At 58.8% G+C, this 13,600-nt stretch carries 13 protein-coding genes; 9 read left to right on the forward strand and 4 right to left on the reverse strand.

Annotated features, from left to right (window positions below; all coding sequences use genetic code 11):
- Positions 1–28 precede the first annotated feature (28 nt).
- Positions 29–826 (forward strand): SDR family oxidoreductase, encoded by a 798-nt coding sequence (locus tag R0140_RS20170; RefSeq protein WP_004191416.1) that lies wholly within the window; start codon positions 29–31, stop codon positions 824–826.
- 201 nt (positions 827–1,027) lie between these two features.
- Entirely contained in the window at positions 1,028–1,813 is a 786-nt protein-coding gene (locus tag R0140_RS20175; RefSeq protein WP_023297198.1) for an SDR family oxidoreductase, read from the forward strand.
- A gap of 52 nt (positions 1,814–1,865) precedes the next feature.
- On the opposite strand, the gene R0140_RS20180 is transcribed toward R0140_RS20175, so the two are convergent.
- Positions 1,866–2,471, reverse strand: a complete 606-nt coding sequence (locus tag R0140_RS20180) for a glutathione S-transferase (RefSeq protein WP_023287352.1) — start codon at positions 2,469–2,471, stop codon at positions 1,866–1,868.
- Positions 2,472–2,724: 253 nt separating this feature from the next.
- On the opposite strand from R0140_RS20180, the gene R0140_RS20185 reads away from it, so the two are divergent.
- Entirely contained in the window at positions 2,725–3,618 is an 894-nt protein-coding gene (locus tag R0140_RS20185; RefSeq protein ID WP_023322206.1) for a LysR substrate-binding domain-containing protein, read from the forward strand.
- Here R0140_RS20185 and R0140_RS20190 read toward each other — a convergent pair.
- A complete protein-coding gene (locus tag R0140_RS20190; RefSeq protein ID WP_046622444.1) occupies positions 3,615–4,871 on the reverse strand; it encodes a mechanosensitive ion channel family protein in 1,257 nt (418 codons plus the stop codon). The genes R0140_RS20185 and R0140_RS20190 overlap by 4 nt on opposite strands.
- Before the next feature lie 224 nt (positions 4,872–5,095).
- Here R0140_RS20190 and ivy point away from each other — a divergent pair, with 224 nt between their 5' ends.
- Positions 5,096–5,542 carry an Ivy family C-type lysozyme inhibitor gene (gene ivy, locus R0140_RS20200; protein ID WP_023322205.1) on the forward strand — a complete coding sequence of 149 codons (447 nt, stop codon included), beginning with the start codon at positions 5,096–5,098 and terminating at the stop codon, positions 5,540–5,542.
- A gap of 46 nt (positions 5,543–5,588) precedes the next feature.
- On the opposite strand, the gene betT is transcribed toward ivy, so the two are convergent.
- Positions 5,589–7,622 carry a choline BCCT transporter BetT gene (betT, locus tag R0140_RS20205; RefSeq protein ID WP_032753851.1) on the reverse strand — a complete coding sequence of 678 codons (2,034 nt, stop codon included), beginning with the start codon at positions 7,620–7,622 and terminating at the stop codon, positions 5,589–5,591.
- A gap of 128 nt (positions 7,623–7,750) precedes the next feature.
- Between betT and betI the strand changes: the two genes are divergently transcribed.
- From betI to betA, 3 genes are read left to right on the forward strand one after another with little or no spacing between them, the layout of a single operon-like run.
- Entirely contained in the window at positions 7,751–8,338 is a 588-nt protein-coding gene (gene betI / locus R0140_RS20210; protein ID WP_004151671.1) for a transcriptional regulator BetI, read from the forward strand.
- A gap of 13 nt (positions 8,339–8,351) precedes the next feature.
- Complete coding sequence (gene betB / locus R0140_RS20215; RefSeq protein ID WP_032729569.1) at positions 8,352–9,824, forward strand: betaine-aldehyde dehydrogenase; 1,473 nt, start codon at positions 8,352–8,354, stop codon at positions 9,822–9,824.
- Between the two features lie 13 nt (positions 9,825–9,837).
- Positions 9,838–11,502 (forward strand): choline dehydrogenase, encoded by a 1,665-nt coding sequence (betA, locus tag R0140_RS20220; protein ID WP_023322202.1) that lies wholly within the window; start codon positions 9,838–9,840, stop codon positions 11,500–11,502.
- Between the two features lie 63 nt (positions 11,503–11,565).
- Here the strand turns inward: betA and R0140_RS20225 are convergent, their stop codons facing one another.
- Positions 11,566–11,922 (reverse strand): hypothetical protein, encoded by a 357-nt coding sequence (locus tag R0140_RS20225; protein ID WP_049153671.1) that lies wholly within the window; start codon positions 11,920–11,922, stop codon positions 11,566–11,568.
- Positions 11,923–12,123: 201 nt separating this feature from the next.
- On the opposite strand from R0140_RS20225, the gene R0140_RS20230 reads away from it, so the two are divergent.
- Together R0140_RS20230 and R0140_RS20235 are read left to right on the forward strand one after the other, a co-directional pair.
- Positions 12,124–12,792 (forward strand): helix-turn-helix transcriptional regulator, encoded by a 669-nt coding sequence (locus R0140_RS20230; RefSeq protein WP_012542504.1) that lies wholly within the window; start codon positions 12,124–12,126, stop codon positions 12,790–12,792.
- Positions 12,782–13,582, forward strand: coding sequence for a PhzF family phenazine biosynthesis protein (locus R0140_RS20235; protein ID WP_012542505.1), 801 nt, complete (start codon positions 12,782–12,784; stop codon positions 13,580–13,582). Before R0140_RS20230 ends, R0140_RS20235 begins: the two co-directional genes overlap by 11 nt.
- Positions 13,583–13,600: the final 18 nt, after the last annotated feature.

Here is a 13,600-nt window from a genome sequence, read left to right on the forward strand (position 1 = left end):
GTGCCCGGCTCAGCGAAAGGGAAAAAATATGCAACGAGATTTCCAGAACAAAACGGTGGTGATCACCGGCGCCTGCCGCGGCATCGGCGCAGGTATTGCGGAGCGCTTTGCCCGCGACGGCGCGAATCTGGTGATGGTCTCCAACGCCGAGCGCGTTCACGAGACCGCCGAAACCCTGCGTCAGCGCTATCAGGCGGATATTTTATCGCTGCAGGTCGATGTCACCGATGAAGCGCAGGTGCAGTCGCTGTATGAGCAGGCCGCCGCGCGCTTCGGCACAATTGACGTCTCCATTCAGAACGCCGGGGTGATCACCATCGATTACTACGACCGGATGCCAAAAGCCGATTTCGAAAAAGTGCTGGCGGTCAACACCACCGGCGTGTGGCTGTGCTGCCGCGAGGCGGCCAAATATATGGTGAAACAGAATCACGGCAGCCTGATCAATACCTCTTCCGGCCAGGGGCGACAGGGCTTTATCTACACGCCGCATTATGCCGCCAGCAAAATGGGCGTGATCGGCATTACCCAAAGCCTGGCTCACGAGCTGGCGCCGTGGAATATCACCGTCAACGCCTTCTGCCCGGGCATTATTGAAAGCGAAATGTGGGATTACAACGATCGCGTGTGGGGCGAAATTCTCAGCACCGAGCAGAAGCGCTACGGCAAGGGCGAACTGATGGCCGAGTGGGTCGAGGGCATTCCGATGAAACGCGCCGGTAAACCGGAAGACGTGGCCGGGCTGGTGGCCTTCCTCGCCTCCGACGACGCGCGCTATCTCACCGGGCAGACCATCAATATCGATGGCGGTTTGATTATGTCGTAATCCCCCGCGGGTTAGCGGGCCCCATCGCCCGAATAAGGCGTCCCGCATTGGCGCCACCACGCCGGGACGGCCCCCCGGTGGCGCTTCGCTTACCGGGGCTACGTAACACCGCCGAAAGGTTGCCCGGATAAGGCGCTACGCCCCGCCATTCGGGAAACAGGGCTCCCGACGTTCGACACTATATTGAAGAGAGTAAACATTATGATCGGTAAAGATTTTGCACAGCAGCTGTTTAACCTGCAGGGGCGCGTCGCCTTCGTCACCGGCGCCGGCAGCGGTATCGGCCAGACCATCGCCTGCAGCCTCGCCAGCGCGGGTGCGCGGGTAGTCTGTTTTGATCTTCGCGACGACGGCGGGCTGGCAGAAACGGTCAGCCATATTGAATCCATCGGCGGTCAGGCTTGTTCTTATACCGGCGATGTCCGCCAGATTGCCGACCTGCGCGCCGCCGTCGCGCTGGCCAAAAACCGCTTTGGCCGCCTCGACATCGCCGTCAACGCCGCCGGGATCGCCAACGCCAATCCGGCGCTGGAGATGGAGAGCGAGCAATGGCAGCGGGTGATCGATATCAATCTCACCGGCGTATGGAACTCCTGCAAAGCGGAAGCGGAACTGATGCTGGAGTCCGGCGGCGGGTCGATTATCAATATCGCCTCGATGTCGGGGATTATCGTTAACCGCGGCCTCGACCAGGCACATTACAACTGCTCTAAAGCCGGCGTGATCCATCTGTCGAAAAGCCTGGCGATGGAGTGGGTGGGCAAAGGGATCCGCGTCAATTCCATCAGCCCGGGATATACCGCCACGCCGATGAATACCCGTCCGGAGATGGTGCACCAGACCCGCGAGTTTGAAAGCCAGACGCCGATGCAGCGAATGGCGAAGGTGGAAGAGATGGCCGGCCCGGCGCTGTTCCTCGCCAGCGACGCCGCCTCGTTCTGCACCGGCGTAGACCTGGTGGTCGACGGCGGGTTTGTCTGCTGGTGATCCTCTCCTGCTTCAGGGCGCCACGCTGCGGCGCCCCTCTCCATCCCTGCCGTTAAACCAGCGGATACTGTTGAAATACCGGCAGCGCCTCCCCCTTCTCCGCCAGCGCGCGGATATGAGGAAACGCCGCTGCCGACACCACCGCCGGGATCATCAACTGGATAAAGGACCAGACCACCGTGCTGGTGACCAGCACCTGATCCGGCTGCGCGGCGGCGGCGCGGTCTGCCAGCCGGGCGTCCCATTCCCGACAGGCGGCGAGCAGTTGGCCGGTCACCCGGGCTATCCACGGCTGATGCTGCTTCTCTTCCGGCCGCAGACGGTGCTCATAAACATGCTGGACCGCTTTTTCACTGGCGGCGAGGATCACCCCCAGCAGGTGCAGATCGCGGGCCAGCGCCTCGGGATGCGCGGGAAGCAGCCGGCGCCCGGTGGGATTGGTCGTTTCGAAATAGTGGAGGATCAGGGTGGAGTCCATCAGTTGCGTCCCGTTATCGAGCACCACCGTCGGCGCCTTGACCACCGGATTAATACGGGAAAATTCGTCAAAGCCGCTAAAGACCGAGAGCGGCAGGCTCTCGAATTCCACGCCATAGAGCGCCAGAGAAACCGCCACGCGTCTTACATAAGGTGAATCCATCATACCAATGAGTTTCATCGTCACTCCTGCCTGCGATAAAGGGGTTGCGGCTTTACCTTACTGGAAAACCGAGGCCGCGAATATCACGGGATACTTACCGCAATGGTTAGTCAAACTAACAGATTGGCGATTCGCGGTAGCCCTCCAGTTCCCCTTGTGCTATACCGACTGAGGCAGCATTTGGCTCCTTTTCAGCCTGTTTGCAGCGGCTTTAAAAGCCGCTAACCCGGTAGTAACGTTAACGTATCGACTCACTGACAGAGAAACCACCATGGCAGATTTTCCCCCTGTCGCCAGCCTGCGCAGCTTTGAGGCGGTGGCGCGCCTCGGCAGCGTGACGCAGGCCGCCCACGAGTTGAGCGTGACCCATTCGGCGGTCAGCCAGCACATCAAACAGCTGGAAGCGCTGGTCGGCGTCACGCTCTTTATCCGCCACGGCCGCGGGGTGCGCATCACAGAAGAAGGCCGGCTCTATGCCCTGCAAATCCGCGAGGCGTTACAGCACATCGCCGACGCCACGCGCATGGTGCAGATCAAACCCCGCACCCTGGAAGTGACCCTGGCGACGCTCCCCTCCTTTGGCTGCCACTGGCTGCTGCCGCGGCTGGCGCGCTTTCAGGCGCGGCATCCGCAGATCGCGGTGCGCCTGCTGACCAGCCTGGCGGTGGTTAACCTGCAACAGGAGGGTATCGATCTGGCCATTCGCATGGGGCAAGGCGACTGGGAGGGGATGGAAAGCCGGCATCTGTTTGCCGATGAACAACTGGTGGTGGCCGCGCCGCACTATCGCAGCGGCGACCTGCCGACCACCCCGCAGGCGATCGCCGCCAGCGATATTATTTTTTCCATGGAGTCCTGGCATGCCTGGTGCAGCCAGGCGGGACTGGAAAAGCCGATCGTCCCCGCGGGCCTGCGTCTGAACGACTCCAATCTGGTGCTGGAGGCGGTCCGCCTGGGGGCCGGCGTAGCGCTGGAGCGGCGCTCGCTGGTGGCGGGGGCGATAGCCCGCGGCGAGCTGGTGCAGCTCACCGCCGTCACCGTCCCCTACCCCTGGCACTACTGGCTAACCGTCTCCCCGCAGGCGGAGAACCGGCCGGAAGTCGCCCGGTTCATCGCCTGGCTGGGGGAGGAGATCGCCCTCTGGCGCCAGCAAATCAGCGCTTAGCCTTCGGCCGAAGGCGGCAGGCCCGTCCGGGCGGCGTGCTCCTGGGAGAGACGCCAGAAATCGTGCCCGGCGGGATACTGATAAAGTCGCAGGGAAAACTGTCCGGCCACCGCGGTAATGTACTCAAATATCGCCGACTGGGTGTTTTCGTAGTCTTTCCACAGCGTCGAGGAGGTGAAGCAGTAAATCTCCAGCGGGATGCCCGACGGCGACGGTTTCAGCGTTCTCGCCACAATGTACATCTCCTTAATAATATCCGGTCGCTCGGCGAGATAGTGCATCAGATAGTGGCGAAACAGGGTCAGGTTGGTCAGCCCGTTATCGACAAACCAGCGGTCGGCCACGCCGCCGGGATCCCGGCCATCAAGTAGCGTGCCCAAAGGCTCACTCACCCCGCGGATGGTCAGCATCGAGGAGAGCATCTCCTGGTCGAGAAAACGCACCGAGTGCTGATCGATGGCGATACTGCGCATGATCCGCCGCGCCCCGGAGGAGAACATCGCCTGCCAGTTGGTATAGGTCTCGGTGAGGAAATTCTTCGTCGGGATGCGGGAGATGGTATTGTCCCAGTTGCGGATGGTAATGGTGTGCAGCGCGATATCCGTCACTTCACCGCTGAGGTTCTTGTCAGGCATTTCAATCCAGTCCCCCAACTGGAGCACGTCGTTAGACGACAGCTGAACGTTCGCCACCAGCGACAGCAGGGTATGCTGGAACACGATCATCAGCACCGCCGCCACGGCCCCCAGACTGGAGATAATAATGATCGGCGATTTGTTCGACATCACGGCGAGGATCATAATCGCCGCCAGGATGTGAACTAAGATTTTGCCTATCTGGATATAGCCCTTAATGGAATGATTTTTACGTTTGGTCTTTCGCAGATAAGAGCTGTTGACAATATCCAGCATCTCGTTGAAAAACACCGACATAAAAATAAAAAACAAGATCCCGCAGATGGTATTAATCGCCGTCACCAGCGATGCCGGCATCGCCGGCATAAACTGCAGGACGTAATAGACGATAATAACCGGAATGAAATTGGACAGTTTTTCGGCGATGCGTCGATCCTTCTCCAGCGGCACATCCTGTTTGTGGCTACTAAAGAAGACCTTACGCACCACTTTAATCAGCAAGAACTTGCATAAAAAATGGGCAAATATGCCGGAGACCAGCAGCAGAATAAGATTAAACCCCACCGCCAGCGCCGGATTACTCTCAATAAACGTCAGTAGATGATTCACATACGCCATGCTATATCGCCTGAATAACTATGCCATTTCGCTGACTGCTTTATCACAAGGGCATATATTTGGAAAATAAATCAATCCGCATCATGGCATATCGCTTAGCGTAACGTCCATGCGCGCACCGCTTCTAATCATTCACAGAAAATATGTCAGAGTTTGCATTAATCATTCCCTACGCTCACTATAAAGAGGCTTGTTATGAGGACGGAATAAGTCCAGGAGGAAACATGTTTAAAGCGCTTACCGCTATCATCACCTTAGCCGCCTCCGCCAGCGTCATGGCGCAAGGCGATGTCACGTTGAACAGTCTGGCCCACGATGCCGCCACCCGGGCGTCGTTTAACCAGATGGTCAAAGGCCATCAGCTGCCCGCCTGGGTAACCACCGGCGGCACCGGTTCACCGGCGCAGACGGTGAAACTGGGTAGCGAATCCTGGCAGGTGTTAAGCGCCTGCAAACCCCACGACTGCGGCCATGAACGTATCGCGGTGATCTGGTCGGAGAAAAGCAAACAGATGTCCGGCGTTTACTCGGTGGTCGATGAAAAAACCGACCAGGAGAAGCTGACCTGGCTTAACGTCAGCGATGCCCTGTCCATCGATGGCAAAACCGTGCTGTTTGCCGCCCTCAGCGGTAGCCTCGACAACCATCCGGACGCCTTTAACTACCCGTAACCGCCCGTCGCCCCCGTCAGCCTTTTCCCGACGGGGGCTTCCCTGATTAGCCATCCGGGAACATCACGCTGTTCCCCGGCGCTTCCCGATGCAGATGGATAAAGTTCAGGTGCCGTTCGTACTGGTCGAGAATATCGGTGATCACCTGCTCTTTGCTGTAGTCCATCAGGTCGTTACCCTGACTGCCCTCCAGCAGGAAGGTCTCCAGCCGGTAATAGGTGGATTTCCCGCTGCGCGCCCGATAGGTAAAGCCCGGCACCGAGTACTGCTGCGGCCAGATCTTGTAGATAAAGTTCTGCTCGTCGCCCATGTGCACCAGCAGATCGAGGTGGCCCAGGTTCTCGCCCTCTTCCGGCGGCAGGCTCTTCAGTTCCACTGCGGCGCCGCGCAGCCGCAGCTCCTGGGCTACCTCTTCCATCGCCGGGTAGCACACCGTCTCCATCATCTGTTTGGTATAGCGCGTGCCCGGGTAATTCATCAGCCGCGACAGGCGCTTCTTCCAGCTCAGACGATCCTGGAGGCCCATCGGACGCGGGGCGGTGTCGCGACTGGCGCTGACCCGGCGGTAATCTTCCACTTTCAGGGATTTATACAGTCCGGCCATCACGAAGAAAATCACAAAGCTGAACGGCAGACCCATGATCACCGTGGTGTTCTGCAGCGCCGAGATGCCGTTGGTCATCAGCATCCCGAGGGTCAACAGACCGATGGCCACCGACCAGAAGATGCGCAGCCAGTTCGGGGCGTCGCTGTTGATGTCCTTCAGCTTCGAGGTGAAGTTCCCCAGCACCAGCGCGCCGGAGTCGGCGGAGGTGACGTAGAATAGCAGACCGGTAATGGTCGCCACCGACGCGCTAAAGGTAAACGCCGGGTACTGCGCCAGCAGGCTGTAGAATCCGCGTTCCGGGTGGAGCATCGCCTCCTCGGCAAAGGCCGCGTCGCCGTGAATAATCTCATACAGCGCGCTGTTGCCGAACACCGATAGCCACAGCAGGGTAAAGGTGAACGGAATAATCAGGGTGCCCATCACAAACTGGCGGATGGTGCGTCCGCGCGAAATGCGCGCCAGGAACAGGCCCACAAACGGCGACCAGGCCACCCACCACGCCCAGAAAAAGAGCGTCCAGTTATTCATCCACTCCACAGGGCGGTCGAAGGCGAAGCTGTTCAGCGTCATCCCCATAAAGCGATTGACGTAGTCGCCGACGTTCAGCACTAACGCATTGAGCAGGAAGGAGGTATCGCCCATGAACAGCACGAACAGGATCAGCCCCAGCGCGAGGGCGACGTTCAGCTCGGAGAGCACGCGGATGCCCTTGTCCACCCCGGAGGTGACGGAGATGGTGGCGATGATCACCGACAGCGCAATCAGCGCCGCTTTCGCCGCCAGCGAGTCCGGAATATCGAACAGCACGCTCAGACCGTAGTTGAGCTGCACGACGCCGATACCGAGGGTGGTGGCGATGCCGAAGATGGTGCCGATCACCGCCGCAATATCGACGCTGTGGCCGATGGGCCCATTGATCCGCTTGCCAAAAATCGGGTACAGCGCCGAGCGGATGGTGAGCGGCAAATTATAACGATAGCTAAAGTATCCCAGCGCCATGCCCATCAGGGCATACATTGACCAACCGGTTAAGCCATAGTGAAACAGCGTCCAGACCATCGCCTGGCGCGCCGCCTCGATGGTCTGCCCCGCCCCTTCCGGCGGCTGCATATATTGCGTCACCGGCTCGGCGACCGAGAAGAACATCAGGTCGATACCGATCCCGGCGGCAAACAGCATCGCCGCCCAGCTCAGCAGGCTGAACTCGGGCTTTGACTGCTCCGGGCCGAGCTTCACCGAGCCGAAGCGCGAGCAGGCAATGCAGACGACGAAGACGATATACAGCGTCGCCGCCAGCAGATAGTACCAGCCGAAGGTTTTCGACACCCAGTCGAGGGTGCGCCCAATCCACTCGGCAGAAAAATCGCGAAAAAAGATCGTCATCAGGGAAAACAACAAAATCAGTCCGGCCGAGGTATAAAAAACCACCGGATTGATTTTGTCCTTTTCTCTGTTTTGCGAAAGATCTGTCATCCAGTATCCCCACTGTTTTTGTAACTATTAAAATTCAATAACGTAACAATTAAGACACATTTTATATTGAACGTCCAATCAAAAACCGCTTTAATAGTTAACCAACGCTGATGAATGGAGTGGCAAAAATGCCCAAACTGGGGATGCAGCCAATCCGGCGCAGGCAACTGATCGACGCCACGCTGGACGCTATAAATGAAGTCGGAATGCATGATGCGACCATCGCGCAGATCGCCCGACGGGCGGGCGTATCGACGGGGATCATCAGTCACTATTTCAAAGATAAAAATGGTCTGCTGGAGGCGACCATGCGCGACATCACCAGCCAGCTGCGCGACGCGGTGCTCAACCGTCTGCACGCCCTGCCGGACGGCAGCGCCAGCCAGCGCCTGCAGGCGATTGTCGGCGGCAACTTTGATGAGACGCAGATCAGCAGCGCGGCGATGAAGGCCTGGCTGGCCTTCTGGGCCAGCAGCATGCACCAGCCGATGCTTTATCGGTTACAGCAGGTCAGCAGCCGTCGGCTGCTGTCGAACCTGGTGTACGAATTCCGCCGCGAGCTGCCGCGCGAGCAGGCGCAGGAGGCCGGCTACGGGCTGGCGGCGCTGATAGACGGCCTGTGGCTGCGGGCGGCGCTCAGCGGCAAACCGCTGGATAAGACGCTGGCGCAGTCGCTGACCAGCCACTTTATTCGTCAGCATTTACCGAACCCATAACCGAGGAGGCGTTATGTCCCGAATGGCAGAACAGCAGCTTTATATTAATGGTGGTTATACATCGGCCACCAGCGGTCGCACCTTCGAGACCATCAACCCTGCCACTGGCGAGGTGCTGGCGACCGTTCAGGCTGCCGGACGCGAGGATGTCGACCGCGCCGTTGAAAGCGCGCAGCGTGGGCAAAAAATCTGGGCGGCGATGACCGCCATGGAACGCTCGCGCATCCTGCGTCGCGCCGTCGACCTTCTGCGCCAGCGCAACGATGAGCTGGCGCGGCTGGAGACGCTGGATACCGGTAAACCCCTCAGCGAAACCGCCGCCGTCGATATCGTCACCGGCGCCGACGTGCTGGAGTATTACGCTGGCTTGATCCCGGCGCTGGAAGGCAGCCAGATCCCGCTGCGCGACAGTTCCTTCGTCTATACCCGTCGCGAACCGCTGGGGGTGGTAGCCGGGATCGGCGCGTGGAACTACCCGATCCAGATCGCCCTGTGGAAATCGGCGCCAGCGCTGGCCGCTGGCAATGCGATGATTTTCAAACCGAGCGAGGTCACCCCGCTCACCGCCCTCAAGCTGGCGGAAATTTACAGCGAAGCGGGCCTGCCGGACGGGGTGTTTAACGTCCTGCCAGGGATCGGCGCGGAGACCGGCCAGTATCTGACTGAACATCCGGGTATCGCCAAAATCTCCTTCACCGGCGGCGTCGCCAGCGGCAAAAAAGTGATGGCCAACTCCGCGGCCTCGTCGCTGAAAGAGGTCACCATGGAGCTGGGCGGTAAATCGCCGCTGATTATCGCAGACGATGCCGACCTCGACCTCGCCGCCGATATCGCCATGATGGCCAACTTCTACAGCTCCGGTCAGGTGTGCACCAACGGCACCCGGGTGTTTGTCCCGGCGAAACAGAAGGCGGAATTCGAGCACAAGATCCTCGAACGCGTGGGCCGCATCCGCCCCGGCGATCTGTTTGCCGATGACACCAACTTCGGCCCGCTGGTCAGCTTCCCCCATCGCGACAACGTTCTGCGCTATATCGAGAGCGGCAAACGCGAAGGCGCGCGCCTGCTGTGCGGCGGCGAGGCGCTGAAAGGCGACGGTTTCGATAACGGCGCGTGGGTCGCCCCGACGGTGTTTACCGACTGTAACGACGAGATGACCATCGTGCGCGAAGAGATCTTCGGCCCGGTGATGTCGATCCTCAGCTATACCGACGAAGCAGAGGTCATTCGCCGCGCCAACGCCACCGAATACGGCCTCGCCGCCGGCGTGGTGACGCCCAACCTCAACCGTGCACACCGTCTTATCCACCAGCTGGAAGCCGGCATCTGCTGGATCAACAGCTGGGGTGAATCCCCGGCGGAGATGCCGGTTGGCGGCTATAAGCACTCCGGCATTGGCCGCGAGAATGGCGTCATGACGCTGCAGAGTTACACCCAGGTGAAGTCCATCCAGGTTGAGATGGGTAAATTCCAGTCCATATTTTAACCGGGAGGTTTTTTTGCAATTTGACTACATCATTATTGGCGCCGGCTCCGCCGGCAACGTTCTGGCAACACGACTGACTGAAGATCCAAACACCACCGTCCTGCTGCTGGAAGCCGGCGGCCCGGACTACCGGTTCGACTTCCGCACCCAGATGCCCGCCGCGCTGGCTTACCCGCTGCAGGGCAAACGCTACAACTGGGCCTACGAAACCGAACCTGAGCCGTACATGAACCATCGCCGCATGGAGTGCGGACGCGGCAAAGGACTGGGCGGCTCGTCGCTGATCAACGGCATGTGCTACATCCGCGGCAACGCGATGGATCTGGACAACTGGGCCAAAGAGCCGGGTCTGGAGCACTGGAGCTATCTCAACTGCCTGCCCTACTACCGGAAAGCGGAAACCCGCGATATCGGGCCTAACGACTATCACGGCGGCGATGGCCCGGTGAGCGTGACGACGCCGAAGCCGGGTAATAATCCCCTCTTCGAGGCGATGGTCACCGCCGGGGTGCAGGCGGGTTATCCGCGTACCGACGATCTCAACGGCTACCAGCAGGAAGGCTTTGGCCCGATGGACCGCACCGTGACGCCGCAGGGCCGTCGCGCCAGCACCGCCCGCGGCTATCTCGACCAGGCGCGCGGTCGCCCGAACCTGACCATCCGCACCCATGCGCTGACCGATCACATTATTTTTGCCGGCAAGCGCGCGGTGGGCGTCGAGTGGCTGGAGGGAGAAAGCACGATCCCGTCAAAAGCGACGGCCAACAAAGAGGTGCTGCTGTGCGCCGGGGCGATTGCCTCGCCGCAGATCCTGCAGCGCTCCGGCGTGGGTAACCCGGAGCTGCTCAGGCAGTTCGATATCCCGGTGGTGCACGATCTCCCCGGCGTGGGTGAGAACCTGCAGGACCATCTGGAGATGTATCTGCAATATGAATGCAAAGAGCCGGTGTCGCTCTACCCGGCGCTACAGTGGTGGAACCAGCCGAAGATCGGCGCCGAGTGGCTGTTCGGCGGCACCGGCATCGGCGCCAGCAACCAGTTCGAAGCGGGCGGTTTTATCCGCAGCCGCGCAGAGTTCGCCTGGCCGAACATTCAGTACCACTTCCTGCCGGTGGCGATTAACTACAATGGCTCCAACGCGGTGAAAGAGCACGGCTTCCAGTGCCACGTCGGTTCAATGCGTTCGCCCAGCCGCGGCCACGTGCGCCTGAAGTCGCGCGACCCGCACGCCCATCCGGCGATCCTGTTTAACTATATGTCCCATGAGCAGGACTGGCAGGAGTTCCGCGACGCCATCCGCATTACCCGCGAAATCATGAACCAGCCGGCGCTGGATAAGTATCGCGGCCGCGAAATCAGTCCGGGAACAGAATGCCAGAGCGATGCCGAGCTGGATGAGTTTGTGCGCAACCACGCCGAGACCGCGTTCCACCCGTGCGGGACCTGTAAGATGGGTTACGACGAGATGGCGGTGGTCGATGGCGAGGGCCGCGTCCACGGTCTGGAAGGCGTGCGGGTGGTCGATGCCTCGATTATGCCGCAGATCATCACCGGCAACCTCAACGCCACCACCATTATGATCGGCGAGAAGATGGCTGACGCCATTCGCGGCCGCCAGCCGCTGCCGCGCAGCACCGCGGCGTATTATGTCGCTGGCGACGCGCCGGTTCGCCGCTAATCGTCTATGCCGCACTTGTCCTTTCCCGTGCGGAAAGGACACTCCTCACCTTTCCAGCATCCCTTAGCGCTCAAGGCACGGCTGAATAACGCTATCAACAGCAGCATTCACCTGTTTTGCACCGGATATCAGGGTGATACTTATCGTCCTCGCCCCAGCCACCTGGTACATATCGATCTGGGCGACTCGTGTGCCGTACTGCGAAATATCAAAGAAGTTTGGCGCATTCTGCTCAGGGAAGATGCGCTCAACCTCATAGCCTTGCGGCTTCAGGGCGCTGCGTATGCAGTCATAGCGCCACTGCAGCCCCGGCCGATCGGATACTGAATAGGACTGATAGACGGTTTTGTCGCCGAAGGGGTGAATGACTCCGCAGGCCACCAGCAGAACGGCAATGGCCATCACGCCGTAAATTCTCATTATATTTCCATAACATAAAGACGCACCCGACATGAGCGCTGACGCTTTCTGCAGCAAAAGGTACGCTGTCTAAACTATAAATTCAACTTTTTGTTGATAATTAAACATTATGCGTATAATTTAATCCTGTCAGCGTATCTCCCATGGTAAAATGGCGCTCCGGGATCGCTTCCTGATCACGATGCAAGCAAAGGATCATCCATGACATCAGAGTACACACAGCAGGTTGCACAGATTGCCGGGCCGCTTGAAGCAGCCATGGACGCTATGGCGGGGACATTATCAGCGAATCAGGAGGTGGTGTTGCATAATCTCACTACCCCTGAACATTCCATTATCAAAATCATTAACGGACATGTTAGCGGTAGGGGTAATGGCGATCATTTGTTAGCCGGTCCGGAAAAAGATACCGGTTTTGCGCTGCTGCTGCAGAAGACGAATAACAACAAGCCGAGAACCATAAGCGATTATAAAACCGTCACCGCTTCGGGGAAAACGCTCAATAGCGCATCGACAATTTATTACAGCGAAGAGGGATATCCGCTTATCGCCTTCTGTATTAATGTCGACCCCTCGCCTTATGAGCAAATACGCAAAAGCCTTGACGCGCTGCTGCCATCGCCGTCAGAGGCCGCTGAGGCGGTCGATCTTAATTTGGGTGGGCTGATCGATCAGTCAATTCAGGAAATCATTGATAAATATTCAGTGCCGGGTAAAAAAATACAAAAAGCGCAGCGTTTAAAAATTGTCGCTGAAATGCATACGAAAGGTATTTTCAAGATGCGCGGGGGCGTGCAGCAGGCGGCTCAGGCCCTGGGGGTAACACGATATACGGTTTATAATGACCTTGAGGTGATGAATGAAAAATAATTCACAGCAGCGCATTCGCTTTTATCAGGTCGATGCTTTTTCGAAAGGCCCCTTTACCGGCAATCCCGCCGCGGTTTGTTTGCTGGAGACGTGGCCTGAAGATAGCGTGCTGCAGCACATTGCGACGGAAAACAACCTGTCGGAAACGGCCTTTGTTGTCAGGCAGCCTGACGGTTTCGGGTTACGCTGGTTTACCCCGGCCGTCGAGGTGGATCTCTGCGGTCATGCCACGCTGGCTGCGGCCAGCGTGCTGCTCAATCAACAAGCGCGCGAGCGGGTGCGTTTTTTCACTCGCAGCGGCGCGCTGGACGTCACGCTGCATGACGGAAAATATACCCTGGATTTTCCGCTGGTTGTTCCGTCCCCCATCGCCGCGCCGCAAGGGTTGTTCAAGGCCCTGGGGCTGGCTGAAGACGCAGGTGAAACCTGGCAAGCCTCCGATATTATTGTCGTCATTGATGATGAAGCGCTGCTGGACGCGCTTAAACCCGACTTTAACGCCTTGAATGCCTTCAACACTCGTGGCGTGGTGGTCACGGCCGCATCCCGGACCTTCGATTTTCGTTCTCGCTGGTTCGGTCCGCAGGTGGGAGTCAACGAAGATCCGGTCACCGGTTCGGCACATACTTTTCTGGCGCCGCTGTGGAGTGAAAAACTGGCGAAAAAAACCCTTCATGCCCAGCAAGGTGGCAACCGTAAGGGAGAACTCTTCTGCCACATAAAAGATAACGGACGTGTTGAACTATCAGGCGAAGCCTGTCTGGTTATTGAAGGTACCTTTATTCTGTAAATCGACGAACCTATAGCA

The organism is Klebsiella sp. w6 (genome assembly GCF_033100215.1).
GTDB classification, from domain to species: Bacteria; Pseudomonadota; Gammaproteobacteria; order Enterobacterales; family Enterobacteriaceae; genus Klebsiella; species Klebsiella variicola.

What these genes read in the sequence shown, in the direction of transcription:
- R0140_RS20190 (WP_046622444.1), bottom strand. Translation starts at nt 4,871, where the DNA reads ATGGCGTATGTGAATCATCTACTGACGTTTATTGAGAGTAATCCGGCG.
- betI (WP_004151671.1), top strand. Translation starts at nt 7,751, where the DNA reads ATGCCCAAACTGGGGATGCAGCCAATCCGGCGCAGGCAACTGATCGAC.
- R0140_RS20235 (WP_012542505.1), top strand. Translation starts at nt 12,782, where the DNA reads ATGAAAAATAATTCACAGCAGCGCATTCGCTTTTATCAGGTCGATGCT.
- ivy (WP_023322205.1), top strand. Translation starts at nt 5,096, where the DNA reads ATGTTTAAAGCGCTTACCGCTATCATCACCTTAGCCGCCTCCGCCAGC.
- R0140_RS20175 (WP_023297198.1), top strand. Translation starts at nt 1,028, where the DNA reads ATGATCGGTAAAGATTTTGCACAGCAGCTGTTTAACCTGCAGGGGCGC.
- R0140_RS20225 (WP_049153671.1), bottom strand. Translation starts at nt 11,922, where the DNA reads ATGAGAATTTACGGCGTGATGGCCATTGCCGTTCTGCTGGTGGCCTGC.
- betT (WP_032753851.1), bottom strand. Translation starts at nt 7,622, where the DNA reads ATGACAGATCTTTCGCAAAACAGAGAAAAGGACAAAATCAATCCGGTG.
- R0140_RS20185 (WP_023322206.1), top strand. Translation starts at nt 2,725, where the DNA reads ATGGCAGATTTTCCCCCTGTCGCCAGCCTGCGCAGCTTTGAGGCGGTG.
- R0140_RS20180 (WP_023287352.1), bottom strand. Translation starts at nt 2,471, where the DNA reads ATGAAACTCATTGGTATGATGGATTCACCTTATGTAAGACGCGTGGCG.
- R0140_RS20230 (WP_012542504.1), top strand. Translation starts at nt 12,124, where the DNA reads ATGACATCAGAGTACACACAGCAGGTTGCACAGATTGCCGGGCCGCTT.
- betB (WP_032729569.1), top strand. Translation starts at nt 8,352, where the DNA reads ATGTCCCGAATGGCAGAACAGCAGCTTTATATTAATGGTGGTTATACA.
- R0140_RS20170 (WP_004191416.1), top strand. Translation starts at nt 29, where the DNA reads ATGCAACGAGATTTCCAGAACAAAACGGTGGTGATCACCGGCGCCTGC.